Raw genomic sequence first — 23,287 nt, forward strand, 5'->3', positions numbered from 1 at the left:
TATATTAGCCCTTGAGCACTTCCGCCAGGGTCGTGCCCAGTTCGGACGGGCTGGCCGCGACCTTGATCCCGGCCGCTTCCATGGCCGCGATCTTGTCCTCGGCGCCGCCCTGGCCGCCCGAGACGATCGCACCGGCATGGCCCATGCGACGGCCCGGAGGCGCGGTGCGACCCGCGATGAAGCCAGCCATCGGCTTCTTGCGACCGCGCTTGGCCTCGTCACGCAGGAACTGCGCGGCTTCTTCTTCGGCGGAACCGCCGATTTCGCCGATCATGATGATCGACTTGGTTTCGTCGTCGGCCAGGAACAGCTCCAGGACGTCGATGAAATTGGTGCCGTTGACCGGGTCGCCGCCGATGCCGACCGCAGTGGTCTGGCCCAGGCCGATGGCCGAGGTCTGGAACACCGCTTCATAGGTCAGCGTGCCCGAGCGCGACACCACTCCGACGGAGCCCTTCTTGAAGATCGAGCCCGGCATGATGCCGATCTTGCACTCGTCAGGGGTCAGGACGCCCGGGCAGTTCGGACCGATCAGGCGCGACTTGGAACCCTGCAGGGCACGCTTCACCCGGATCATGTCGATCACGGGAATGCCCTCGGTGATGCAGACGATCAGCGGAACTTCCGCGTCGATCGCCTCGAGGATCGAGTCGGCGGCGAAGGGCGGCGGCACGTAGATGACACTGGCGTCGGCGCCGGTGGCCGCGACAGCCTCATGCACGGTGTCGAAGTTCGGCAGGCCGATATGGGTGGTGCCACCCTTGCCCGGCGTCACGCCGCCGACCATCTGCGTGCCATAGGCCAGCGCCTGCTCGGTGTGGAACGTGCCGGTGTTGCCGGTCATGCCCTGCGTGATGACCTTGGTATTCTTGTTGACCAGGATACTCATGTGCCTGTCGAACCTTCCTTATGCCTTGGGGAGGCGTGTCCCTGAAATCGATTAGGCGAGCGAGCTGTCGATGCCCTTGCAGGCGACCAGCAGTTCCTTCACCGCGTCGACCGACACCTGCAGATTGGCCTTTGCCTCGTCCGACAGATCGATTTCGACGATCTTCTCGACGCCGTTGGCGCCGATGATCACCGGAACGCCGACATAGAGGTCGTCGACGCCATATTGGCCGGTCAGATAGGCGGCGCACGGCAGGACGCGCTTCTTGTCCTTCAGATAGCTCTCGGCCATCGCGATCGCCGAGGTGGCGGGCGCATAGAAGGCCGAACCGGTCTTCAGCAGGGCGACGATCTCGCCGCCGCCGCTGCGGGTGCGCTGCACGATCGCGTCGATGCGCTCCTTGGTCGACCAGCCCATCTTGATCAGATCGGGGATCGGGATACCGGCAACGGTCGAATATTCGACGACCGGGACCATCGTGTCGCCATGACCGCCCAGCACGAAGGTGGTGACGTCCTGCACCGACACGTCGAACTCTTCGGCGAGGAAATGGGCGAAGCGCGCCGAATCGAGCACGCCGGCCATGCCGACGACCTTGTTGTGCGGCAGGCCGGAGAATTCGCGCAGCGCCCACACCATCGCATCGAGCGGGTTGGTGATGCAGATGACGAAAGCGTCGGGCGCGTTGGCCTTGATGCCCTCGCCGACGGCCTTCATGACCTTCAGGTTGATGCCGAGAAGATCGTCGCGGCTCATGCCCGGCTTGCGGGCGACACCGGCGGTGACGATGATGACGTCGGCGCCGGCGATGTCGGCATAATCGTTGGTGCCCTTGAGCTTCGCGTCGAAGCCTTCGACCGGAGCGCACTGCGACAGATCGAGCGCCTTGCCCTGGGGAACGCCTTCGACCACGTCGAACAGCACGACGTCGCCGAGTTCCTTGGAAGCGGCGAGGTGAGCGAGCGTACCGCCGATATTGCCGGCACCGATCAACGCAATTTTAGTACGAGCCATCCGACTCCTCCGACATGAAGATCGTTTAGGGAGGCGGCCGCGCGCACGCGGACGCCCGAAGTGCGACGCCCGCTTAGCTCCGTGATCCCGAAGGGGCAACTATTGCATGGGCATGGCGGACAAGTTTTTTGGAGAGGCGACAAAGCTGCGTTTGGGCGCTCGGTGGTGCCACCGCTGGAGTACCCGCCTTCAAGAGAGGAGCCCGTGCACCGGCGCTCGGGCGCGCCACTGCATCGGTGCCGTGGCGGGAGACTCATCCTGCCAATTGAAGTAGATATCCCTAGGGGAAACGGGGGAGTGGACCATGCGTGCTTATATGCTGCTGGCGGCAGTCGCGAGTCTGTCGGCGGCCATGCTTGCTCCGGAGCGAGCCGGCTCGACGATCGCGAAGCCGTCGGCGGATACCCCGTCGATCGCTCAAAAGGCGAAGCTCGACCGCATGAAGAAGGCGGCTGACGACCTCGACGAGGGCGCCGATCCAGCCGCCTACCGCAAAGCATGGGAAGAGGTGCTCGCCTATGGCGCCACCCTCTACCCGCCGGGTCATCCCGAGCTCGCATGGATCGAAGGCGAACTGGTCACCGCCGATTATCTGCAGGGCGACATCAAGGGCGCCCTCGCGCGCGCTGAGCGCCTGGGCACATTGCTCGACGCCGGTGGTGCTGCCTATCGCGACAGGCGGATGGAACTCGCCAATGGGCAGGTCGTCATTCTCATGACGCTGAGCGAGCATGACAAGGCGCGCAAGCTGGCGGCAGAGGTGCTGGAATGGCGCATCGCGACAAGTCGGGGCGAACCGAGCAGCAATGTCGCCGCCGCTTATTCCAACCTCGCCAATGCCGAGTTCGAGTTCGGCAATTTCGACAGGGCGATCGAGCTGGTCCGCAAGGCCAATGCGGAAGACCGACGCCACGCGAAAATCCCGGTCAACGCAGCGCCGCGCTTCTCCAACCTGCCGACCTATCTGCTCCAGTCGGGCCGCTTGGAAGAGGCCGTCGAGCAGGCACGCATCACGCAGGAAACGCTCGAAGCGATTCTGCCCCCGGGACACCCCTATCTCGCGATCAATCTCAACACGCTTGCCCGTATCCTGCTCGCCCTGGGCCGCCCCGCAGAGGCGGAGGCAATCGCGCGGAAGGCGGTGGATATCGCTGTCGCCCGCTTCGGCCAGAGCCAGCAGGCCGTCAGCTATATGGCGATGGTGTCGCAGGCCCTGACAGCGCAGGGGAAGGCGCGGGAGGCGACCGCTATCGCGCGCCAGGCGAGTGAAATCCTGACCAAGGCGCTGGGTCCCGATGCGCAGCGCACGCTGGTCGCGCGCGAGGGCGAAGCCGACGCCGTCGCTGCGTCCGGCGACCTCCAGCAGGCGGTCGCGATGGAGCGGGCAGTCGTCGCGGCGCGAGACGCCAAGCTGCCTCCTTTCCACCGCGACCGGATCATCGGCCGCGACCGGCTGGCAAGCTTGCTGTTCCGCCAGGGCGACATGGCAGCAGCGACCGCGGCCCAGCGCGAGGCGCAACATCTGCGCGCCACGACCTTCCCTGCGGACGACATTGCCACTCTGTCCGGCGAGGCGAGGCTCGCCGCGATAGAGATACGCAGCGGCGACCGCGCCGGCGGGCTGCGGCGGGTCGAGGCGACCGGCCAGATGCTCGACGAACGCCTCGCCCGCCTGCGCGCGACCGGCGCCCGCCGTTCGGGGCTCGAACTCGAAATCCGCGCCGCTTATGGCTGGGCGCTCGAGGCGGCGGTCGCGGCCGGCGACGAGGCGCTCGCCTTCCGTTTCGCCCAACGTCTGCTCGACAGCTCGGCGGGGCGGGCGGTGCGTGACGAGCTGGCCCGATCGGCAGCCGGCGACCCGCGCCTCGGCGAGTTGCTGCGCCAGCGGCAGGATGCGGCGATCGAACTGGAAGCGCTGCTCGACCGACAACTGCGCCTCGCCGGGCGGGGTGCCGACAAGGCGCTGATCGACGAGGTCGCGCTCCAGCGCAAGGCGGCGGCCGGGCGGCTGGCGGAGAGCAGCGCGGCGCTGGCGGCCCAGGCACCGGAGCTGGCGGCGCCGGCCAGCGCGGTTCCCCTCGCGCTCGAACAGGCGCGCGGGGCTCTGCAACGCGACGAGGCGTTGCTGCTCGCGGCAGCGGGAGAACGCGGGCTGACCCTGCTTGCGATCAGCAGCGACGGCGTGGCGATGACCACCTCCCCCACGACGACGCAGGAGATTGCCGGCCTCGTCGCACGGTTGCGTGGCGGACTGGGCGGCCTTGCGGCGCAGACTCGCGCGGCGCTCGCCGATAGCCGGCCGACCAGCGCCTTCGACTTCGAGGCGTCCGCGCGTCTCCACGAAATTCTGTTTCCCGTCTCGATCCGGAAGGTCGTGGCCGGCAAGCACCGCCTGCTGATGGCGAGCAATGCCAGCCTGACCACCCTGCCCTTCGCGCTGCTCGCGCCGCGCCAGGACGCTCCCTCGCTCGCCCGCGCCCGCTGGCTGGTCCGCGATCATGTGCTGGTTACGCTGCCGTCGCTCCACAGCCTGACCGCGCCGCGCCGGGATGCGCGCCCGCGCGAACTGCGCGGCTTCGTCGCGGTCGGAGCCCCCGATCTGGCGCCCAGCGGCACCGCGATGGCCTATCGTTCGGCCGAGATGGCGCGCAGGGTCCGCGACTTGCCTTCGCTGCCCGCGACCGAACCCGAACTGCGCACGGTGGCGCTCGCGCTCGCCGCGCCGGAACAGTCGATTCTGACCGGCAAGCTCGCGACCGAAGCGGCGGTGCGCGAAGCCGATCTGAGCCGCGCCAGCGTGCTCGCCTTCGCCACCCACGGGCTCATGGCGGGCGACCTCGACGGGCTCGACGAACCCGCGCTGGTGATGACGCCCGCCGCGCCCGACGACGGGCTGCTGACCGCGAGCGAGATCATGCGCCTGCGGCTATCGGCGGACTGGGTGATCCTGTCGGCATGCAACACCGCAGCCGGCGGCGGCAGCGACGACAGCGGCCTCGCCGGCATTGCCCGCGCCTTCCTCTACGCCGGCGGGCGCAACCTGCTCGCCTCGCACTGGGCGGTCCGCGACGATGCGGCGGCCTATCTGTCGGTCGAGACGGTCAAGCGCTATGGACGTGGCGCCGATCCGGCGGGGGCGCTGCGCAAGGCGATGTTGCGGATGATCGATGGCAAGCCGTTCGACGGCGCAGACCAGCCGGTCAACTGGGCACCCTTCGTCTTCGTCGGGCGCTGAGAGCCTCTAGCCGGTGGCCTGCTCGTCGAGGCCGTGGCCGGCGGCGAGATAATCCTCGCTCTGCATCTCCATCAGCCGCGAGACGGTTCGCTCGAACTCGAACGCGCCGTCGCCATCGGGATAGAGCGCCTCGGGCTCGGCCGCAGCGGTCGCCAGCAGCTTCACCTTATGCTCGTAGAGCGCATCGATCAGCACCTTGAAGCGCGCCGCCTCGTTGCGGTTCTCCGGAGTCATCAGCGGGATGCCGACGATGATCACCGTGTGATAGTGGCGCGCGATCGCCAGATAGTCGGCCGCCCCCCGCGCCTCGGCGCAGAGCCGCTTGAACGAGAAGACCGCAACGCCCTTCAGGCTCTTCGGCACGTGCAGCGTCCGCCCGCCCTGCACCGCGATGTCGGCCGTCGGGACATGCGCCTTGTCCTCGGGCGGGTAATCGGTGAGGCGGAAGAAGGCGTCCGCGACCGCCTTGGTCGCCTCCGGCCCAACGGGCGCATACCAGACCGGAAAGCCGCCCAGCCGCTCGAGCCGGTAGTCGGTCGGCCCGTTGAGCGAGAGGACGTCGAGCCGCTGCTCGATCAGGTCGATGAAGGGCAGAAACAGCTGACGGTTGAGCCCGTCCTTGTAGAGGTCGCTCGGCGGGCGGTTCGAGGTCGTGACCACCGTTACGCCCGCATCGACGATCAGCCCGGTGAACAGCCGGCTGAGGATCGCCGCATCGGCCATGTTGTTGACGACCATCTCGTCGAAGGCGAGCAGCTTCGCCTCGGCCGCGATCGCCTCGACGACGGGCGGGATCGGATCGCCCTTTTCCTTGGCGCGCTCGCCCCGCAGACGATCATGCACTTCGAGCATGAACTCGTGGAAGTGGACGCGCCGCTTGGAGCCGACCCGGACGCAATCGAAGAACAGGTCCATCATCATGGACTTGCCGCGCCCCACCCCGCCCCACATGTAGAGGCCGCGCACCGGCGTCGGTGCCTTGCGCAGCATCCGCCACAGCAGGCTGCCCTTCGCCGGCCGCTCCTCCAGCGCGCGGGCGAGCGCATCGAGGCGGACGATCGTCTCACGCTGGTCGGGGTCGGCGCGCAATTCGCCCGCCGCCAGCATCTCCTCGTAGCGCGCAAGGACAGAGGTCATCGGGCCTTGCGCACCGTGGCGATGAAGCTGGCGATCATGTCGCCCTCCTGATCGATGACCCCGCGCAGGAACTTCATCCGCCCCGTCTCGCGCACCGTTTCGAGCAGCAGGTCGATCGGGCGGGCCAGGTCGGCGCCGCCCACAAACTGGGTCGACAGGTCGACGGTCACCCCGCCGAGCGCCTTGTCGTCGCCGCAGGCGAGCGGGCCGACGAACAAAGCGACGTCGATGAAGGTCAGCAGAGCGCCGCCGTGCAAACCGCCGATCATGTTCGACAGCTGCTGCTGCGGCTGCATGCGCAGGCGGACACGCCCGTCGCCCTCGCAGCGGACCGCGAGTTCGCCCAGCAAGGTGTTGAAGCGGACGGCATCATGGCTGCGCCACAGATGCCATCCTTCGAGCTCGGGATGGGGCCGGACGCTGAAGGCGCTTGTCTCGTTCACCATCAGCGTGCGGCGATCCCGGCAGCCGTCGTCAGAGCCGCGGGCGTCAGAGCTGGCGCTCGACGACCATCTTCTTGATCTCGCCGATCGCCTTGGCCGGGCTCAGGCCCTTGGGGCAGACATTGGCGCAGTTCATGATCGTGTGGCAGCGATAGAGGCGGAACGGATCCTCGAGCTCGTCGAGGCGCTCGCCGGTCATCTCGTCGCGGCTATCGGCCAGCCAGCGATAGGCCTGGAGCAGGATCGCCGGACCGAGGAACTTGTCGCTGTTCCACCAGTAGCTCGGGCACGAGGTCGAGCAGCATGCGCACAGAATGCACTCGTAGAGGCCGTCGAGCTTCGCCCGATCCTCCGGCGACTGCAGCCGCTCCTTGCCCGACGGGTTCGGCGTGACCGTCTTCAGCCAGGGCTGGATCGACGCATATTGCGCATAGAAATGGGTGAAGTCGGGGACGAGATCCTTGATCACGTCCATGTGCGGCAGCGGGGTGATGCGGACCTCGCCCTTGCAATCCTCGATCGCGGTCGTGCAGGCGAGGCCGTTCTTGCCGTTCATGTTCATCGAGCAGGACCCGCAAATGCCCTCGCGGCACGAGCGACGGAAGGTCAGCGAGGGGTCCAGCTCGCTCTTCATCTTGATGAGCGCGTCGAGCACCATCGGGCCGCACTCGTCGAGATCGATCTCGAACGTGTCGTAACGCGGGTTCTCGCCGCTGTCCGGATCGTAGCGATAGACCTTGAACGATTTGACGTCCTTGGCTCCGGGGGCGGCCTTGTGAACCTTGCCGCTCTTCTGGATCTTGCTGTTCTTCGGGAGAGAGAACTCAGCCATGACTCGAAACCCCTGCCTTGATTGGGTTGCGCGATAGCGAATTGATCCGCGCTGCTCAACGCCCAAGCTAAACAAATATGACCGAAAGCCGCCATCTTCCCCTTGGGGCGGGTGCAGCATGGCTCTCCCCTGTCGCCCGAAAACGCCACGAACCCGGCCTTGAACGGGTCGGGCGAACCGCTACAAGCCCGCAATGTCCACCGACGCCGCGCCCGATCTGCCCCCAGGCTCCCGCCAGGTCGCCAAGGGCGCCGGCACCGCCCTGCTCGCCCGCGCGGGCGGGGTGGTCGAGATCATCTCGCAGCCTCTCTATGTGTGGCTGTTCGGCCTGCCCACCTATGGCCTCTACATGGTGCTATGGTCGGCGGTGAACCTGATCGAGAATTTCGCCGACCTCGGCATGACCAGCGCGCTGCAGCGCGTCGTGCCCCAGGCTAAGGACGATGCCGAGCGCGCGGGCCTGTTGCGCAAGGCGATGCTGCTGGGCCTCATCCCCTGCCTGCTGATCGCGCTGGGCGCGAGTCTTGCCGCGCAGCACATCGCCGAGTTGATGAACGTCGCCGCCAAGGACCGCGACAAGCTGGCGACCGGCATCGCGCTGTTCGCCTGGGCGCTGCCGCTCTGGGCCTATCTGGAGATCGCCACCTCGGCCCTGCGCGCGCGCAAAGCCTTCGGGCCGGAAATCCGCCTGCGCGTGATGTGGGAACAGGTGATGCGGATGGTCGCGGCCACCGCCTTCTGCCTGCTCGGCGCCGACACGCTGGGCCTGTTGATGGCGCATCTCTGCTCGCTCGCGCTGACCTGCCTCTTCTCGACCCGGCTGCTCGCGCGCTATTATCGCCTCGATCTGGTCGTGAAGGGCGGCGGCAAGCGCGATCCCGAAATGACCATGCGGACGCTGCTCGCGGGTCTTGCCGTGCTGCCCAGCAATATCGTCAGCCGCCTGTTCGCCGATGCCCCCCCGCTGATCCTCAACGCGATCATCCCCGGCGCGGGCGGGGCGAGCGCGGCCGGCCTGTTCGCCATCGCGCGCAAGCTGGCCAGCGGCGTCCAGCTGATCCGCCAGGCCTTTTCCTATGTGATGGCTCCGCTCGCCTCGGAAGCCGCGCGGCACGACCGCCGCCACATCCTCGAAATCTACGGCTTCGCCACCCGGCTGACGATCGCGGTGGCGACCCCGGTCGTCTGCACCATCGCCGGCGGCGGCCGCGCGCTGCTCGCCTTGTTCGGCTCGGCCGCCCAGCCCGCCTTCTTCGCGCTGGCCCTGCTCACCTTCACCCGCCTGATCGAGGCCGTCGCCGGACAGGCCGCCGCGATCCAGTCGGTTATCAGCCGCTACCACCATCCCCTGATCGGCAGCGCGATCGGCCTCGCAGCGGCGCTGGCCGTCGGCGCGCTGCTGCTGCCGCAGGGCGGGATGAACGGCATGGCGATCGCGGTCTCGACGGGCATCGCCATCTCGGTGTTGGCACCCATGGCCCAACTCTGGATCCACGACCGCCTCCACCCCTTCGCCCCGCCCTTCCTGCGGACGGCGGGCGTGTCGATCCTGGTCGGCGCGGGGATATTGGCCCTGTCGCAGGCGCTGTCGCCGTTCCACCATCTGGTGCGGATCGGGGTCGGAGTCCTGCTGCTGGCCGGCGGGATATGGCTGTCGGGCAGGCTCGGGCTGGGGCGCGAGGACAAGCTGGCGCTGGGGAAGACGGCGGAGCGGTTAAGGCTGGTGTGAGGGATTAGGAAGAGAGTAAGCTTGATGTTGATCTGATGCTTGAAATAGATTCCGGCTTCGCTCTGGTATCAGTCGTTCCCGCGTCAGCGGGAAAACGGACACCTTCCTCAAGCATCTGTCCCAGCCAATGACGGCTTCGAAAATAGCGCATGGCGAAGTTCGATCTGTGAGCCAGTGCGTCGATTGTGCCTTGTTCGAAAGCGCTTAGTAGCGTCGATCGGCGCAAGGGGTGTGGGTCCCTCCGCGAGCGCGAGAGGAACATGACTGCTGATAGCGACTTCGATCCGAGAACGAGCGAAGGTTACGTCGCCGTCGAGAACGTAACCGAGCATGCACCCCACAGGCAGCTGCTCGGCATACTGCTCGGTGAGAAAACGCATCATTCCCTGGGTGACGTACACGGTAGCCAGGGAACTGCGGCTTCCGCCGTTGATCACATTGAGCCGCTTGCACTCATAGGCCAAGTAGCGCTCCCGATCCCAGTCGAAGAGTACGGCGATGTCTATGATGCCCTTGCTGTATTTCGATCCGTCAACCGCTAGGCCGAACGGCTCGAACTGATACTCGACCCAATGGCATAACCGACGCACCACTGCATCCTTGGTCAGGCGATCGACGAGGTTGATAGTGATGTCATCTTCCCCTGGCTGTTCGGGAAGAACCGCCACGCACTCTGGCCACGCTGCCGCGATCCTCTCGATGAAGCGATCGTCGAACGAGACGAAATTGTCGACCCATCCCTGCACATCGCCGATCAGCATCAAGCCGCGCCCCGCTGCTGGGGCGCGGTGGCAGCTTGCTGGAGGTCGAGCGCTATTCCATCGGCGTCGGCGAGCGCCGTGGAGCGCAGCCAAAAACGCGTTTGCATAGGCTTGATGAGGTAGAGGCAATTACCGACGAAAACGCGCAGGTCGGGCATGAGCTGGAAATTGCCGTTGAGGGGCCTGTGGATGTGGGCGGCAAGCTGCTCGAGAACGTCGCTGAGCTCGCCGGCCGCCTCTTCGGCATAGTCTTCATGACCGCCTAGTTGGAGGCGCAGGATCGCCAGGTCGGCGCCGCGCGCGACAAGGCGCGCACCGATCTTCTTGCCTTTGAACCAGTCCGCGAGGCTCGCCGACAAGGTTTGAGCGTATTGCGCGCGTTGCGGTTCGTCAGGCGCGCCCCAGAGTTTCGGGAAGTGGCCTTCATGGGGCTGAAGCGCAGGAAGGATCGCGTCGACGGTATCGTCGATTAGCGCGATCTCATCGGGCGACAGGCAAAAATATTGGTACGCTAGCCGGTCGATCGTCCGAAGGATCTCGCTGTCCTCGACCTGCATCGGGAACGGCTCGCTGGAGCGTTCGCGTGCGCCGTCCACAATCGCGATCAACTCAATGGCCGCCTCGGCTGCTGCGGCTCGATCCGGGACATCGTCGGGCGATGGGAACGGCAAGCGGAGCAGGTCGGCCTGCTGGACTTCGGGTCGATCCGACCCGAACGAAGCAGTGCCGTGAAAAGCGTACCACACCGCGATGCGACTGTTAAGTATCGCGGTCAGGAGCTTGGCCCGGTCGCTCTCGCCCTCCGGCACCACGATCGCCTGGAAGATATGCTGGAAGGTCAGAGGCTGATCGCAGTAGGCGGCGCGAAGACGGTTCTGCGACGTCTCAACCCCACGCGGGATGAGTATCCGCGAGCCATCAAACCCGGCCTCGAACCCGCGACGACGAACCATTGACGATGCGGCCGGCATTAAGCCTTCAACAGTCTGGGCTAGCCGTGAATAGTCCGCAATAGGGAGGTCCGGCAGTCGGCCGACATACGCGCTTTCGAGTGGCGGCGCATCGCTAACGCTGTCTTCATTGAATGGCTGATAGCCTTGCCCGATTACCCAGCGATCACCCGGCTCTTCGCGGCGACGGCTCAGGCCACCAAAATCATAGACGAAGCCCTCTAGCTTTGGAAGTCGAGCGAGGTAGCCGAACAGTTTGGCGTCCGGTTCGCGCATCCAAAGGCGCTGCTTGAAGATGAGAGGGTTATCGAGAACCGCGCCGACTCCGAGCGACGCCTTGTCCGCGCTGCTAAGCGTGATCACACGCTTAATACGAAGGTTAAGGTCGGCCTTCGGCGCCCAGTAATCGAAGCGATACGGGAAATTACCCGCATTCGCGCTGCCGTAGATGATCAGAGCTGTGGGACGATGGGCTTTTTCAAAAAGCTGAAAGCGAAGGTCGGCGAAGTTGATGACGCGACGGACTTGGGATTTCCGGAAGAACGCATCACGCGCTTCGACCGTCTTTTGGGCATGGTTATGCAAAAATCCCATCGCCGGCAGCAGGAACGCGATCAGCCCGCCGTCAGCGAGATGCGACAGCGCTTTCCAGCTGAATGCCCAGGCGTCCTCGCCGCCGGGCATGGGATGGCCGGCTTTTTTACTCCACTGCACAGACGAACGGGCCGAACCGCGGCGGCTGGTCCATGGCGGATTGCCAATAATGACCTCGTATCGGGCGCCGTCGGGTGACACTTCGAAGAAGTCGCGGCAGACGAGGTTCTTGCCCCAAAGTTCGGGGAGGAGTTTCCCTCGAGTGATGAGCTTGCGGATGTCGCGTGGCGAGACTTCTTCCAGCAAAGCTACGTAGAGCGAAAACACCGCGACCCGAACGGCGCCGCCATTCAAATCCCAGCCATGGATTTGGCTTAGCAAGGACAGCAGCGTTTTCCAGGAGATCGTCTGAGTCTTGTGCTTGGCGCGCCAGTATTCGCAGAGCCGCTGGAACGATCGAACGAGGAAAACGCCTGAACCGCAGGCAGGGTCAAGGAAGCTTCCTGTCGTCCTCGTCGTATCCGATAACATCTCCCATGCTTGGGAAACGACAGTGTCGGCGAGAAACATGGGCGTGTAGTAGGCGCCGTTGGCGCGGCGTTCAGCCTCGCGTTCACCCAGGAACCGATCGTAGACCGCGCTGACGAGTTCGATCGGGATGTACCGGAAGTCATAGCCCCAGAACCGTTGCTGCCCGGAACGCGCCATTTCTTCGCGGCCTGACCGGAACCGCGCAACGATTGCGAGATGGGCCTCAGTGACTTCTGGCGCCTCGCCCGTGGCCTCGAATGAACAAGGTGCGACAAACAGATCACCATTGAAATCCGCGTGGAGGGTCCGGAAAAAGGAACGGAAGAGATTAACGTCGCCGGTTTCCAGCAGCGCCGAGAAACTCTCCGCCCTCTTCTCGGAGACGGCAGCAAAATAAGCGGGGGTTACAATCTCCCGGTCCTCAAGGTAGGCGATAAACATCGCTTGCATGAGCAGCGCCTGGGCCGCATCGGGAGCGAGCGCGGATTTCTGTAGAAGGTCATGAGACGCATTCAGATTGTCGAGAAGTACCTGATCGATGCGTTCTTTGGGAGGAAAATACTCGCCGTAGTCGTTCCAGAGGCGTCCAGATTCCACGCCATAAATAAGATTTTGAAACTGCAGCGCGTCGGTCGTCAGGCTGAGGCTATCAATAAGGCAGCGGGTTTCGAAGGCGTCACCTGGATCGCTTAACGGAGTACGGGCAAGCGAAAACGCTCTAAGCGTATCGTCGGCGATAACTAGCAACAGGCTGGCTAGGCCCTGATTCCAGAGTGCACCGTGAAGATTGATAATAGCGGCGCGGTCGTAGTGATCGGCTTCCAAGATCGCGACGGTCGGGACCCCTTGGACACAGAAGATCGCGGATACGCCCATTTCGGTGAGGGCGGCTCGGATAGCCGGCGCATGCGGCACGTCGCTAATGGCCTCGGCTGACTCGTAGAGTTCAGGCGAGCGCCGGTGTGTGAGCCCCAAGAGATCTTTCCACTCCGGCGCTAATGAGGATGCCCTAGTGGTCGTCACGCTCGTATTCCACGTCGTTCGGTTTGCGGGCTGATCGCTGTGGGGGGGAACTTCACATATCCTTGAACGAAATCGGCCTCGGCAGCCGTAAGAGCCGACCGCAAGCGCGACACGATGGGTGCGCAAGGAATGCATAGGGTGGAGGCGTCAGGCGACGAACGCGCAGCCGTACCAGCGCCAACGAGACGGACGCTATCAGCTTGGATTAGGGCAACGCAGTTTTCCAGCGAGACCCAAGATTTGCCGTGACATTCCCTGAACAGTTCATCGAAACGGTCGCCAATCGTGCTAACGCGGACACCAAAATCTCTGACCAGTTCAGCCACGATCGCAATCGCGACGACGTCCCCCGCTGTGAAACTCGGAGCGTGCCCCTTACGTGCAGCCAGAGCCGGGATGGCAGCCCGCCACGTCCGCAAGGCATCAACTGAAATTGACAGTAACTCCCGAACCTGACCTTGAGTATAGCGCATACGACCAAACTAGCTTGGAAGAGCTCCCGGATCAACACGGGGCCACCCCCCTTTTCGTTCTTTTTTTGTTCGCATACCCCCCTCACCGCCCCCTTAAAATCCCCTCCGCCATCGCGTGGTCGGAAACCTTGTCCACATCGATGCACGCCTCCGCCTGCGGCAGCAGCACAGCTGTCGCCCGCAACCCGAAACGCTTGCCGACGCGAGTGATCGCCTGACCCAGGGTCAGGATGCGCAGCGCGATCAGGAGGGCGAGGCCGGGGCCGAAGGCGTTCAGGATGGCGCGGGCCTTTTTGCGTTGCTGCTCGACATGCCGCCACACCGCGACGATCTCCAGCGCCTTGGGGCTGCCCAGCCAGAACAAATTGGTGCCCGAATAGGCGCCCCCGCGAAAGGGGAGCCAGGTGCGGCGGTTGCCGGGATAGGCGGCTTCCAGCGTGCGGCGCTCGACCAGGCCGACGGCCATATCGCTGCCCGCCGCGCCCACCAGGAAGCGGTCGAGAATCGCGTCGGTCAGCAGAACATTGTCGGCGGTGGTGACCAGGAAGGGGTAGCCGCGCGGCATAGCGCCCAGCGTGTCGGCGATCGCCTCGGCGATCGAGCCGCCTGCGTCGCGGGTCACCACCTTAGCCTCGTCGCGCAGCCAGCGCGTCCCCGGATGGTCGAGCAGCGCGTCGGCATTCTGCGCGACGATCACCACCCGGCCGACATCGGCGCGCGCCACCAGCACGCTCGCGACCCAGGCGAGCATCGGCTGCCCGGCAATTTCGATGAGCGCCTTGAACGCTTCGTCGAAATGTTCGGCCAGGGGGTCGACACCGGGCCGCTGCCCTGCAAGTAGGATTACAGTATATAACATTTTGGTCATGTTCTCGCCTTGCCAGCCACCGATGCGATGGGCAAGGAACAGACCTATTCATTGCAATTTATGGAAGACATGACCAGCAACGCGCCGCTTAGCGTCCGCTCGATCGGGACGAATCCGACACGCATCTGGGGAATGACCAGCGAGGAGCGGCTGCGGCGCATCGCCCGGTCGCAGAAGCTCTCGACCCGGAACCGGGAGGGTGGCCCGGTTCTGCTCGTCGCGGCCAGCCATGTGTTCGAGCCGGCCTGGCTGAAGTTCATGGCCGACCGCCCCGGCCAGGTGCTGACCCTGAACGGGGAGCAGGTGATCGCCCATGTGCCCGGCGGCGACAGCGGCGGCGATGGCGATGGCTTTCCCGAGGGGCTGGAGGAGGTCCGCGCCGAGGATCACCGCGTCTTCTACAACGTCGTCTTGCGCAAGCGCGAAGAGCCGGTGATCGAAAAGCTGACGCGCGACAGCGTGAAGCGGATCGAGCGGGCGACCTATTTCGGTGCCTATAAGGGCGTGACCGACGTCCTCACCAAATATCTGTGGCCCGAATGGGCGCTGGTGCTGACGCGGATCGCCGCGCGGATCCGCATGTCGCCCAATATGGTGACGACGATCGGCGCGATCCTGTGCGTCGCGGCGACCTATTATTTCTGGCATGGCCAGTACTGGACCGGCATGGGGCTGGGCCTCATCTTCATGGTGCTCGACACGGTCGACGGGAAGCTCGCCCGCTGCACGATCACGTCGAGCAAATGGGGCGACATCTTCGACCATGGCATAGACCTGGTCCATCCGCCCTTCTGGTGGTGGGCCTGGGGTGTGGGGCTGGCGAGCTGGGGGCTGGCCTTCACCCATCTGGAATTCGCGCTGGTGATGATCGCGATCGTCGCCGGCTATGTCGTCCAGCGGCTGATCGAGGGCGCCTTCATCCAGCGCTTCGCCGGCATGCACATCCATGTGTGGGAAAAGATCGACAGCGATTTCCGTCTGATCACAGCGCGGCGCAATCCGAACATGGTGATCCTGTTCGTCGCCATGATCTTCAAGCGCCCCGATATCGGCCTGATCGCGGTGGCGGTGTGGACGGTGCTCAGCTGCGTCTTCCACGCGGTGCGGCTGGTGCAGGCGTTGCGCCGCCGCAAGAAGGGCATCAAGATCCGCAGCTGGTTGCAGGTCTGAGGACGGGGCGGAGATGACGAACGCGACGATCGAGAAGTTCGGCTTCCCCGCGACGCTGATCCACGACTATCGCCACTGGGTGGTGCTGCTGCGCCCCGCCCAGCCGACGCTGGGATCGCTGGTGGTGGCGGCGAAATCCGACGCGACCGCCTTCGGGGACCTGCCGGCCAAGGCCCATGCCGAGCTGGCGGCCGTGACCCGCGACCTCGAACATGCGCTGCGTGGCGCTCTGGCGTTCGAGAAGATCAACTATCTGATGCTGATGATGGTCGACCCCCACGTCCATTTCCACGTCATCCCCCGCTATGAGGGCGAACGCGAATGGGCCGGCGTGTCGGTCACCGACGCCGGCTGGCCGGGACAGCCGGTGCTCGGCCAGGCCGTGACGCTGACGGCGGAGCAGGTCGAGGCGCTGAGCCTGTGGCTCAAGGAGCTGTGGCCGGTTTGAGGGGGGAGCTTCGGTCCAGATGACGAAGATCGATCTTCAACCCACGCTGACCGATGGCGACATCAGGCTGCGACCCTTGCAACCCGACGACTGGCAGGCGCTGTTTGCGGTAGCGTCGGACCCGCTGATCTGGGCCGCGCATCCGGCGCATGACCGATGGCAGGAGCCCGTCTTCCGGGCCTTCTTCGATCAGGCATTGCGGAGCGGCGGCGCTCTGGCCATCACGCGGACCGGGACCGGCGAGATCATCGGCTCCTCCCGCTTCGATCGGACACGGGCCGACGAAGGCGAAGTCGAGATCGGATGGACCTTCCTTGCACGCGCGGCATGGGGCGGGCCAACCAATTTCACGGTCAAACGGCTCATGGTCGGCCATGCACTCCGCTACTTCAAGCGGGTGATCTTCGTCATCGGCAAAGACAATATCCGCTCGCGCCGGGCGGTGGAGAAGATCGGAGCCCGGCTGACCGATCGCATGCTGGACGTGCCGATGGCCGGCGCCATCGCTGCGCATGTGGTCTATGCCATCGATCGGCAGGATTTCGCTTCGGGACCGCTCAGCGCCTGAAGCGTGCGGCGGCCCTGCCCGAGAAGCTGCCGACCTATCGGTCGGTCGCCCAGCTCTCCGTCAGCGCGCGCGCGATCGGCAGGTCTTCGGGGAAGTCGACTTCGGCCCAGCGCAGGCCCTCGATCGATACCGTGCCGACGACGCCCGAGGGCGCCAGCGCGTGGATCGCCTTGAGGTACCAGTTGAGCACGCCTTCGGTCGTGCGCATCATCGCCTCGACCTGGCGGCGGAAGATCGCCGGGCCTTCGCCCCTGAAGGCGAGCATGCCGATCGATTCCGCGTTGGTCTCGGCCGGCTCCAGCCGCTTGCCGATCTGCAGCAGGCGATCGCCATCGCGCTGCACCTTCATGTCGTCGAGGTCGTAGCTGTCCTTGACGTCGATCGTGACCGTGATCGGCGCGGTGGCGCCTGCGATCAGCCGGCCCACGATCTCGGGCGAGACCAAGGTGTCACCGTTGAGGATGATGAAGTCCTGGTCCATCTCCTCGCGCACGATCCAGCAGGAGCCGAGATTGTCGGCGACCTTGTAGAAGGGGTTGAAGCGCGTGGTGATCGTGACGCCCGGCAGCGCCAGCGCGGCAAGCGCGGCCTCCAGCTTCTCGTCGCGGAAGCCCGTGACCACCACGATCTGATCGATCCCGTTCGCGACCAGCGACGCGATCTGCCAGGCGATCAGGCTGCGGCCCGAAAAGTCGATCAGGCATTTGGGCTGGTCGGCCGTCAGCGGCAGCAGGCGCGATCCCTGACCAGCGGAAAGAATGATGGCTTTCTTCATGGGGGTGCGTGCCTAGGCACCAAATGCGGCAGGATGATGAAGCGGTCGGGGCAGGATCGCCCTGCCCCGACGCCTGTCGCTTACCGATCCTCGACCAGCAGGTCGCGGAAGCGGCGCGGCTGGCTGCGCAGATATTGCGGCGGCACCTTCACCTGCGCCCCGAAATGCGCGGCGGCGTGCCAGGGCCAGCGCGGATCGTAGAGTACCGTACGCGCCAGCCCGATCAGATCGGCGTCGCCGGTCGCCAGAATCGCCTCGGCCTGTTCGAACTCGGTGATCAGGCCGACCGCGACGACCGGGATCGACACCGCTTCGCGCACCGCACGGGCCAAGGGCACCTGATAATTGGGACCGACCGGGATCGCCTGGCGCGGATCGAGGCCGCCGCTCGAGACGTGGATCGCGGCGGCGCCGCGCGCCTCCAGCGCCTTTGAAAAGGCGATCGTCTGCTCGATGTCCCAGCCGCCCTCGACCCAGTCGGTACCAGACAGGCGGACAGTGACCGGGCGATCGGCCGGGAAGGCCGCGCGGACCGCGTCGAAGACTTCGAGCGGGAAGCGCATCCGGTTCTCCAGGCTGCCGCCATAGTCATCCTCGCGGCGGTTGGAGAGCGGCGAGAGGAATTCGTGGAGCAGATAGCCATGCGCGCCGTGGATCTGGATCGCGTCGAGGCCCAGCCGCGCAGAGCGGCGCGCAGCATCGGCAAAGGCATCGCGGATGCGGTCGAGGCCGGCCCGATCGAGCGCGGTCGGCGCATTCTCCGACTCCTCGAACGGCAGCGCCGAGGGGGCGACGGTCTGCCAGCCATGCTCATGATCCGGCGCCAGCTGCGCACCACCGCGCCAGGGCAGGTCGGTCGACGCCTTGCGCCCGGCATGGGCCAGCTGGATCGCGATCGGCATCGTCGAATGGCGGCGCACCGCCTCCAGCACGCGGGCCATCGCCGCTTCGGTGCGGTCATCCCACAGGCCGACATCGGCATAGCTGATCCGCCCTTCGGGCTCGACCGCCGTCGCTTCGATCGTCAGCAGGCCCGCGCCCGACGCGGCAAGCCCGCCCAGATGCTGGATATGCCAGTCGGTCATCGCGCCGTCCTCGGCCGAATATTGGCACATGGGGGCGATGACGATGCGGTTGGCGAGGGTCAGGCCGCCGACGGTGAGCGGCTGGAAGAGCTTGGCAGCGGGCACGAATATCTCCTGATCTCTATGATCGGTACGGAGCCGAGATAGGCATCGGTTCGCATAAACGCCTCAAAGCATCTCGCGGGTCATCCATAAGATATGTTATGTATAGACCATGCAGCTTCAGCAGCTCCGCACCTTCGTCGAGGTCTATCGCCGCCGTTCGATCAGCGAGGCCGCACGCGTGCTGGGCCTGACCCAGCCAGCCGTCTCGCAACATGTCGCCTCGCTCGAGAGCCAGCTGGGCCGACCCTTGTTCGAACGCCATGCGCGCGGGGTACGGCCGACGACGATCGCAGAGGAACTGGCGGCCAGCCTCGGCAATTCGCTGGACAGCGCCGAGGCCGCGCTCGCCTCGATGCGCGCGCGTTCGGCCGAACTGGGCGGGGTCGTCCACATCGCGGCTCCGTCCGACTATATGGCGGAAAGCGTCGCGCCCCGCCTCGACGGGCTGCTCCGTGCGGGTCTGGAGTTGCGCCTCCATGTCGGCGGACGCGATCTGTTGTTCGACATGCTGCTCAACGGCCGCGCCGACCTCGCCTTCATCGTGTCGAAGCCCGAAGATCCCCGGCTCGCCTTCCAGCCGCTGGGGTTCGAGAAGCTCCACGCCTGCGCCTCGCCCGCGCTGGCGCAGGCGATTGCGGATCGCGGCGACATCGCCGCCGCGCTCGCGGAGACGCCGCACCTCGCTTATGATCTCGATCGCCCGCTGGTCCGCACCTGGCTGCGCGCCAACGACCTGCCCCTGCCGACGACGATGCCCGTCGTGACCGCCCCGGATCTGCGCGTCCTGCGGATGATGTTGTGCAACGGTGCGGGCTGGACGGTGATGCCCGACTATCTCTGTGCCGCCTCGGTCGCGCGTGGCACGCTGGCGATCATTCCTCCGCCCGTCGCGACGCCGGAGAACCGCTTCCACCTTGCCTGGACGCCCAGCGCGCTGCGCCAGCCGCGCGTCGCCTTCGCCCGCTCCCTGCTGATTGAAGCGCTGAGCGGGGCGACGGCCGAGCCCCGTTAGCCTTGTCTTAACCATATAAGTCTAAGCCGGACGCCGATATTCCCAGCATCGGATGCCCAGCATGATCCCAGCGCGCTTCATCGACCCCGACTTCAGCCTGGCCGAGCTTGCGGAACCGAACGAGAAGCTGGGTTGCCCGGTCTTCTCCGGGGGCCGCGCGATCCAGGCTGGCGAAACCCTGCTCAGCCGCAACCGCATCTTCGACGAGATCTGGCAGCGCTGGAACGACACGCCGCTCGCCTGTGAGGACCAGTGCTCGGCACGCTATTATTTCGACCTCGTCCAGACGCTGCGCGACTTCAACGGCGAGTTCGACCATGTCGTAGAAGTCGGCTGCTATATGGGCGGCGCGACCTCGATCCTCGCCGGCTGCATGGACCGGTTCGACTTCACGCTCGACATCGTCGACCTCAGCGCCAGCTATCTGCGCTACGCTTATGAGCGGGCGCGGCGGATGTATCCCGAGGCCGCCGGCCGCATTCGCCTGTTCCACGGCGACCTGCCGGCCTATGTCCGCCACGTGATGCTCGCCGAGGCGCCCCGCCGCACGGTCGTCCACCATGACGGTGCGCATCATTTCGAGATCGTGGTCAAGGACCTCGCCGCCCTGTCCTTCGCGCGCGAGCAGCTGCACGCGATCATCGCGCAGGACACGCATTTGCGCGGAACCGCCAAATATATGAACTTCGTCGACATGGCGCTCTATGCCGTGTTCGGCACGGACCTCAGCTATGCGCCGATCGGCTCGGTCTATGACGAGTATGACCCGGTGACCCAGCCCAACATGTACCAGGGCAATTATTTCATGCCGGGCGCTGCCGAGGGCTTCGTGCTGCCAATGAACTGCAACGAATTCCGCTATCCGCACCCGTTGCTGTCGATCGACGATTTCCTTCCCGCTCCGCACGACGAAGCGGCACCGCTCGACCAGGCGGCCTGACGCAAATCACAGTGACGAGACACAAAAAAGGGGGCTGCGAGGCCCCCTTTTCTGTTCCGAAGCTATCGGCTGCGATCAGTAAACGCGCGCCTTCGGCTTGATATACTCGACCTCGTCGGTGAGCGTGTACTCGTGCACCGGACGGTAATCGATGCTCACCTTGCCCTGGTCGAACCAGGAAATGGTGTGCTTCATGAAATTCTCGTCGTCGCGGTTCGGGAAGTCCTCGTGCATATGCGCGCCGCGGCTTTCCTTGCGATTTTCCGCCGAGTGCATCGTCACGACCGCCTGGGGGAGCATGTTGTCCAGCTCCAGCGTCTCGATCAGGTCGGTGTTGAACACCAGCGACCGGTCGATGATGCCGACATCGGCAATCGTCTTGTAGACGTCGTCGATCAGCGTCAGGCCCTCGCTCAGCAGTTCGCTGTCGCGGAACACCGCGCAGTGCTTCTGCATCGTGCGCTGCATCTTCAGGCGGATTTGCGCGGTCGGCGTGCCGCCCTTGGCGTTGCGATAATGATCGAGACGGCCGAGCGCCTTGTCGTCGGCTTCCTTGTTGACCGTGCCGTGCTTGCTGTTCGGCTTGATCAGCTCCGCCAGGCGGAAACCGGTCGCGCGGCCGAAAACGACGAGATCGATCAGCGAGTTGGAGCCGAGGCGGTTAGCGCCGTGCACCGACACGCAAGCTGCTTCGCCGACGGCGAACAGGCCGGGGACGACCGCATCCGGGTTGCCGTCCTTCAGCGTGACGACTTCGCCATGATAGTTACAGGGAATGCCGCCCATGTTGTAGTGGACGGTCGGCGTGACCGGCAGCGGCTGGCGCGTCAGGTCGACGCCGGCGAAGATCTTGCCGGTCTCGGTGATGCCGGGCAGGCGCTCCGCCAGCACCTTGGGATCGATGTGATCGAGGTGGAGGTAGATATAGTCGCCATTCTTGCCGACGCCGCGACCTTCGCGGATCTCCATCGCCATCGAGCGCGACACGACGTCGCGGCTGGCGAGATCCTTGGCCGACGGAGCATAGCGCTCCATGAAGCGCTCACCCTGCGAGTTGGTCAGATAACCGCCCTCGCCGCGCGCGCCTTCGGTGATCAGCACGCCCGCACCGTAGATGCCGGTCGGGTGGAACTGGACGAACTCCATGTCCTGCAGCGGCAGGCCCGCGCGCAGCACCATGCCGCCGCCGTCACCCGTGCAGGTGTGCGCCGAGGTCGCGGAGAAATAGGTACGGCCCGAGCCGCCCGTCGCCAGCACGACCGCATGGCTGCGGAAGCGGTGGATCGAGCCGTCTTCCATGCAGAGCGCGATGACGCCCTTGCACTCGCCATTTTCCATGATCAGGTCGAGCGCGAAATACTCGATATAGAAGTCGGCGTCGTACTTCAGGCTCTGCTGATAGAGCGCATGAAGCATGGCGTGACCGGTGCGGTCGGCCGCAGCACAGGTGCGCTGCACGGGCGGGCCGGCACCCATATTCTGCATGTGGCCGCCGAACGGACGCTGATAGATCTTGCCCTCGTCGGTGCGGCTGAACGGAACACCGGCATGTTCGAGCTCGATCACTGCTGCCGGCGCTTCGCGCACCATATATTCGATCGCATCCTGATCCCCCAGCCAGTCCGACCCCTTGACGGTGTCGTACATGTGCCAGGTCCAGTGGTCCGGCCCCATATTGCCGAGGGAGGCGGCGATGCCGCCCTGCGCCGCGACGGTGTGGCTGCGGGTCGGGAAGACCTTGGTGATGCAGGCCGTCTTCAGACCGGCACCGGCCGCGCCCATCGTAGCGCGAAGACCGGAACCGCCGGCGCCGACGACGACCGCGTCGTACAGATGGTCGACGATCTTATAGGCCTCGGACATCAGGCAGACACTCCCGCGAAGGCGATCTTGAGGATCGAGAAGATCGCGAGTGCCGCGCCCCCGATCGCATAGAAGTTGAGAAGCAGCAGGAAGAAGACCTTGCCGGCCTCCTCATGCACATAGTCCTCGACCACGACCTGGAGGCCCAGGCGCATGTGGTAGAAGATCGAAATCGTCAGCAGCACCAGCGGCACCGCCACCATCGGCGAGCCAACCCACTGCACCACCGCCTCGTGCGACAGGCTGGGAAGGCGGAACATCGAGATGACGAACCAGGTTGCGAGCAGCAGGTTGCTGACTGCGGTAACGCGCTGGCGCCACCAGTGCATCGCGCCATGTTTGGCCGAGCCGAGACCGCGGACGCGACCGATACCGGTACCGCTACCCATTATTGAGCTCCCTTGCTGGCGGCGCGCAGCAGGATCGGCGCCCAGATAGCCAGAGTGACGAGCAGCGAAGAGGCCATGGTCACCAGCGCCGCAGTGCGGTTGATCTTCAGTTCATAGCCCGCGCCGATATCGAGCACGAAATGGCGGAGACCCGAGAACATGTGCTGGAAGAACGCCCAGGTCAGCCCGATCGCGAACAGATAGCCGAAGCCGGACGTGGCAACGGCCAGAAAGGTCGCATAAGCTTCGGGACCGGTCGCTGCAGCGACGAGCCACCAGACGAAGCCGATGCCGGCGGCCACGGCCAAACCCACGCCAGTGGCACGATGCAGGATCGACACAAGCATGTGCGGTCCCCATCTCCAGATGGTCAGGTGCGGCGAAAGCGGACGCCCTGGATTTCGCGACATAAAGCCCTCCTGCTGTCGTGGCGCCGTTCTTAGACGAGTCGCC

General features: G+C 65.3%; 20 protein-coding genes. 7 read left to right on the forward strand and 13 right to left on the reverse strand.

Annotated features, from left to right (window positions below):
• Positions 1–4 precede the first annotated feature (4 nt).
• The gene (gene sucD / locus ACNI3R_RS11910; protein WP_426183531.1) at positions 5–889 is read right to left on the reverse strand and encodes a succinate--CoA ligase subunit alpha; all 885 of its coding nucleotides are present in this window, start codon (positions 887–889) and stop codon (positions 5–7) included.
• 51 nt (positions 890–940) lie between these two features.
• A complete protein-coding gene (mdh, locus tag ACNI3R_RS11915) occupies positions 941–1,903 on the reverse strand; it encodes a malate dehydrogenase (protein WP_165324523.1) in 963 nt (320 codons plus the stop codon).
• Between the two features lie 304 nt (positions 1,904–2,207).
• On the opposite strand from mdh, the gene ACNI3R_RS11920 reads away from it, so the two are divergent.
• Positions 2,208–5,138 (forward strand): CHAT domain-containing tetratricopeptide repeat protein, encoded by a 2,931-nt coding sequence (locus tag ACNI3R_RS11920; RefSeq protein ID WP_426183533.1) that lies wholly within the window; start codon positions 2,208–2,210, stop codon positions 5,136–5,138.
• A gap of 6 nt (positions 5,139–5,144) precedes the next feature.
• On the opposite strand, the gene zapE is transcribed toward ACNI3R_RS11920, so the two are convergent.
• Genes zapE through ACNI3R_RS11935 form a run of 3 tightly spaced genes read right to left on the reverse strand, consistent with a single transcriptional unit; the run spans position 5,145 to position 7,550 of the window.
• A complete protein-coding gene (zapE, locus tag ACNI3R_RS11925) occupies positions 5,145–6,275 on the reverse strand; it encodes a cell division protein ZapE (protein WP_426183535.1) in 1,131 nt (376 codons plus the stop codon).
• Positions 6,272–6,721, reverse strand: a complete 450-nt coding sequence (locus ACNI3R_RS11930; protein ID WP_426183537.1) for a PaaI family thioesterase — start codon at positions 6,719–6,721, stop codon at positions 6,272–6,274. Before ACNI3R_RS11930 ends, zapE begins: the two co-directional genes overlap by 4 nt.
• A 43-nt stretch (positions 6,722–6,764) precedes the next feature.
• On the reverse strand, positions 6,765–7,550 hold the full coding sequence (locus ACNI3R_RS11935) for a succinate dehydrogenase iron-sulfur subunit (protein ID WP_426183539.1): 786 nt from the start codon (positions 7,548–7,550) through the stop codon (positions 6,765–6,767).
• Between the two features lie 193 nt (positions 7,551–7,743).
• Here ACNI3R_RS11935 and ACNI3R_RS11940 point away from each other — a divergent pair, with 193 nt between their 5' ends.
• Positions 7,744–9,279: a lipopolysaccharide biosynthesis protein gene (locus ACNI3R_RS11940; protein ID WP_426183541.1), complete on the forward strand. Its 1,536-nt coding sequence runs from the start codon at positions 7,744–7,746 to the stop codon at positions 9,277–9,279.
• A 107-nt stretch (positions 9,280–9,386) separates the two neighbouring features.
• Here ACNI3R_RS11940 and ACNI3R_RS11945 read toward each other — a convergent pair whose 3' ends face one another.
• From ACNI3R_RS11945 to ACNI3R_RS11955, 3 genes are all read right to left on the reverse strand, one after another.
• Positions 9,387–10,040, reverse strand: a complete 654-nt coding sequence (locus ACNI3R_RS11945) for a hypothetical protein (protein ID WP_426183543.1) — start codon at positions 10,038–10,040, stop codon at positions 9,387–9,389.
• Positions 10,040–13,138: an HsdM family class I SAM-dependent methyltransferase gene (locus ACNI3R_RS11950; protein ID WP_426183545.1), complete on the reverse strand. Its 3,099-nt coding sequence runs from the start codon at positions 13,136–13,138 to the stop codon at positions 10,040–10,042. The genes ACNI3R_RS11945 and ACNI3R_RS11950 overlap by 1 nt, the downstream gene beginning before the upstream one ends.
• Positions 13,139–13,693: 555 nt before the next feature.
• Positions 13,694–14,479, reverse strand: coding sequence for an NTP transferase domain-containing protein (locus ACNI3R_RS11955; protein WP_426183547.1), 786 nt, complete (start codon positions 14,477–14,479; stop codon positions 13,694–13,696).
• Between the two features lie 69 nt (positions 14,480–14,548).
• Here ACNI3R_RS11955 and ACNI3R_RS11960 point away from each other — a divergent pair, with 69 nt between their 5' ends.
• Genes ACNI3R_RS11960 through ACNI3R_RS11970 form a run of 3 tightly spaced genes read left to right on the forward strand, consistent with a single transcriptional unit; the run spans position 14,549 to position 16,665 of the window.
• Complete coding sequence (locus ACNI3R_RS11960) at positions 14,549–15,649, forward strand: CDP-alcohol phosphatidyltransferase family protein (RefSeq protein WP_426183549.1); 1,101 nt, start codon at positions 14,549–14,551, stop codon at positions 15,647–15,649.
• A 13-nt stretch (positions 15,650–15,662) separates the two neighbouring features.
• Positions 15,663–16,097 carry an HIT family protein gene (locus tag ACNI3R_RS11965; RefSeq protein ID WP_426183551.1) on the forward strand — a complete coding sequence of 145 codons (435 nt, stop codon included), beginning with the start codon at positions 15,663–15,665 and terminating at the stop codon, positions 16,095–16,097.
• A gap of 19 nt (positions 16,098–16,116) precedes the next feature.
• Entirely contained in the window at positions 16,117–16,665 is a 549-nt protein-coding gene (locus tag ACNI3R_RS11970) for a GNAT family N-acetyltransferase (protein WP_426183553.1), read from the forward strand.
• Positions 16,666–16,699: 34 nt separating this feature from the next.
• On the opposite strand, the gene ACNI3R_RS11975 is transcribed toward ACNI3R_RS11970, so the two are convergent.
• On the reverse strand, positions 16,700–17,440 hold the full coding sequence (locus ACNI3R_RS11975) for a phosphocholine cytidylyltransferase family protein (RefSeq protein ID WP_426183555.1): 741 nt from the start codon (positions 17,438–17,440) through the stop codon (positions 16,700–16,702).
• Between the two features lie 80 nt (positions 17,441–17,520).
• Positions 17,521–18,630, reverse strand: a complete 1,110-nt coding sequence (locus ACNI3R_RS11980; RefSeq protein WP_426183557.1) for an NADH:flavin oxidoreductase/NADH oxidase — start codon at positions 18,628–18,630, stop codon at positions 17,521–17,523.
• Between the two features lie 109 nt (positions 18,631–18,739).
• On the opposite strand from ACNI3R_RS11980, the gene ACNI3R_RS11985 reads away from it, so the two are divergent.
• A complete protein-coding gene (locus tag ACNI3R_RS11985) occupies positions 18,740–19,642 on the forward strand; it encodes a LysR family transcriptional regulator (RefSeq protein ID WP_426183559.1) in 903 nt (300 codons plus the stop codon).
• A gap of 61 nt (positions 19,643–19,703) precedes the next feature.
• Entirely contained in the window at positions 19,704–20,582 is an 879-nt protein-coding gene (locus ACNI3R_RS11990) for a class I SAM-dependent methyltransferase (protein ID WP_426183561.1), read from the forward strand.
• A 75-nt stretch (positions 20,583–20,657) separates the two neighbouring features.
• On the opposite strand, the gene sdhA is transcribed toward ACNI3R_RS11990, so the two are convergent.
• The 3 genes from sdhA to sdhC are packed head-to-tail and all read right to left on the reverse strand — an operon-like array spanning position 20,658 to position 23,244.
• Entirely contained in the window at positions 20,658–22,445 is a 1,788-nt protein-coding gene (gene sdhA / locus ACNI3R_RS11995; protein WP_426183563.1) for a succinate dehydrogenase flavoprotein subunit, read from the reverse strand.
• Positions 22,445–22,834, reverse strand: a complete 390-nt coding sequence (gene sdhD, locus ACNI3R_RS12000) for a succinate dehydrogenase, hydrophobic membrane anchor protein (RefSeq protein WP_426183565.1) — start codon at positions 22,832–22,834, stop codon at positions 22,445–22,447. Before sdhD ends, sdhA begins: the two co-directional genes overlap by 1 nt.
• A complete protein-coding gene (gene sdhC, locus ACNI3R_RS12005; protein WP_426183567.1) occupies positions 22,834–23,244 on the reverse strand; it encodes a succinate dehydrogenase, cytochrome b556 subunit in 411 nt (136 codons plus the stop codon). Before sdhC ends, sdhD begins: the two co-directional genes overlap by 1 nt.
• Positions 23,245–23,287: the final 43 nt, after the last annotated feature.

The sequence above is a fragment of the Rhizorhabdus antheiae genome, assembly GCF_049889055.1.
In the GTDB taxonomy this organism is placed as follows: Bacteria; Pseudomonadota; Alphaproteobacteria; order Sphingomonadales; family Sphingomonadaceae; genus Rhizorhabdus.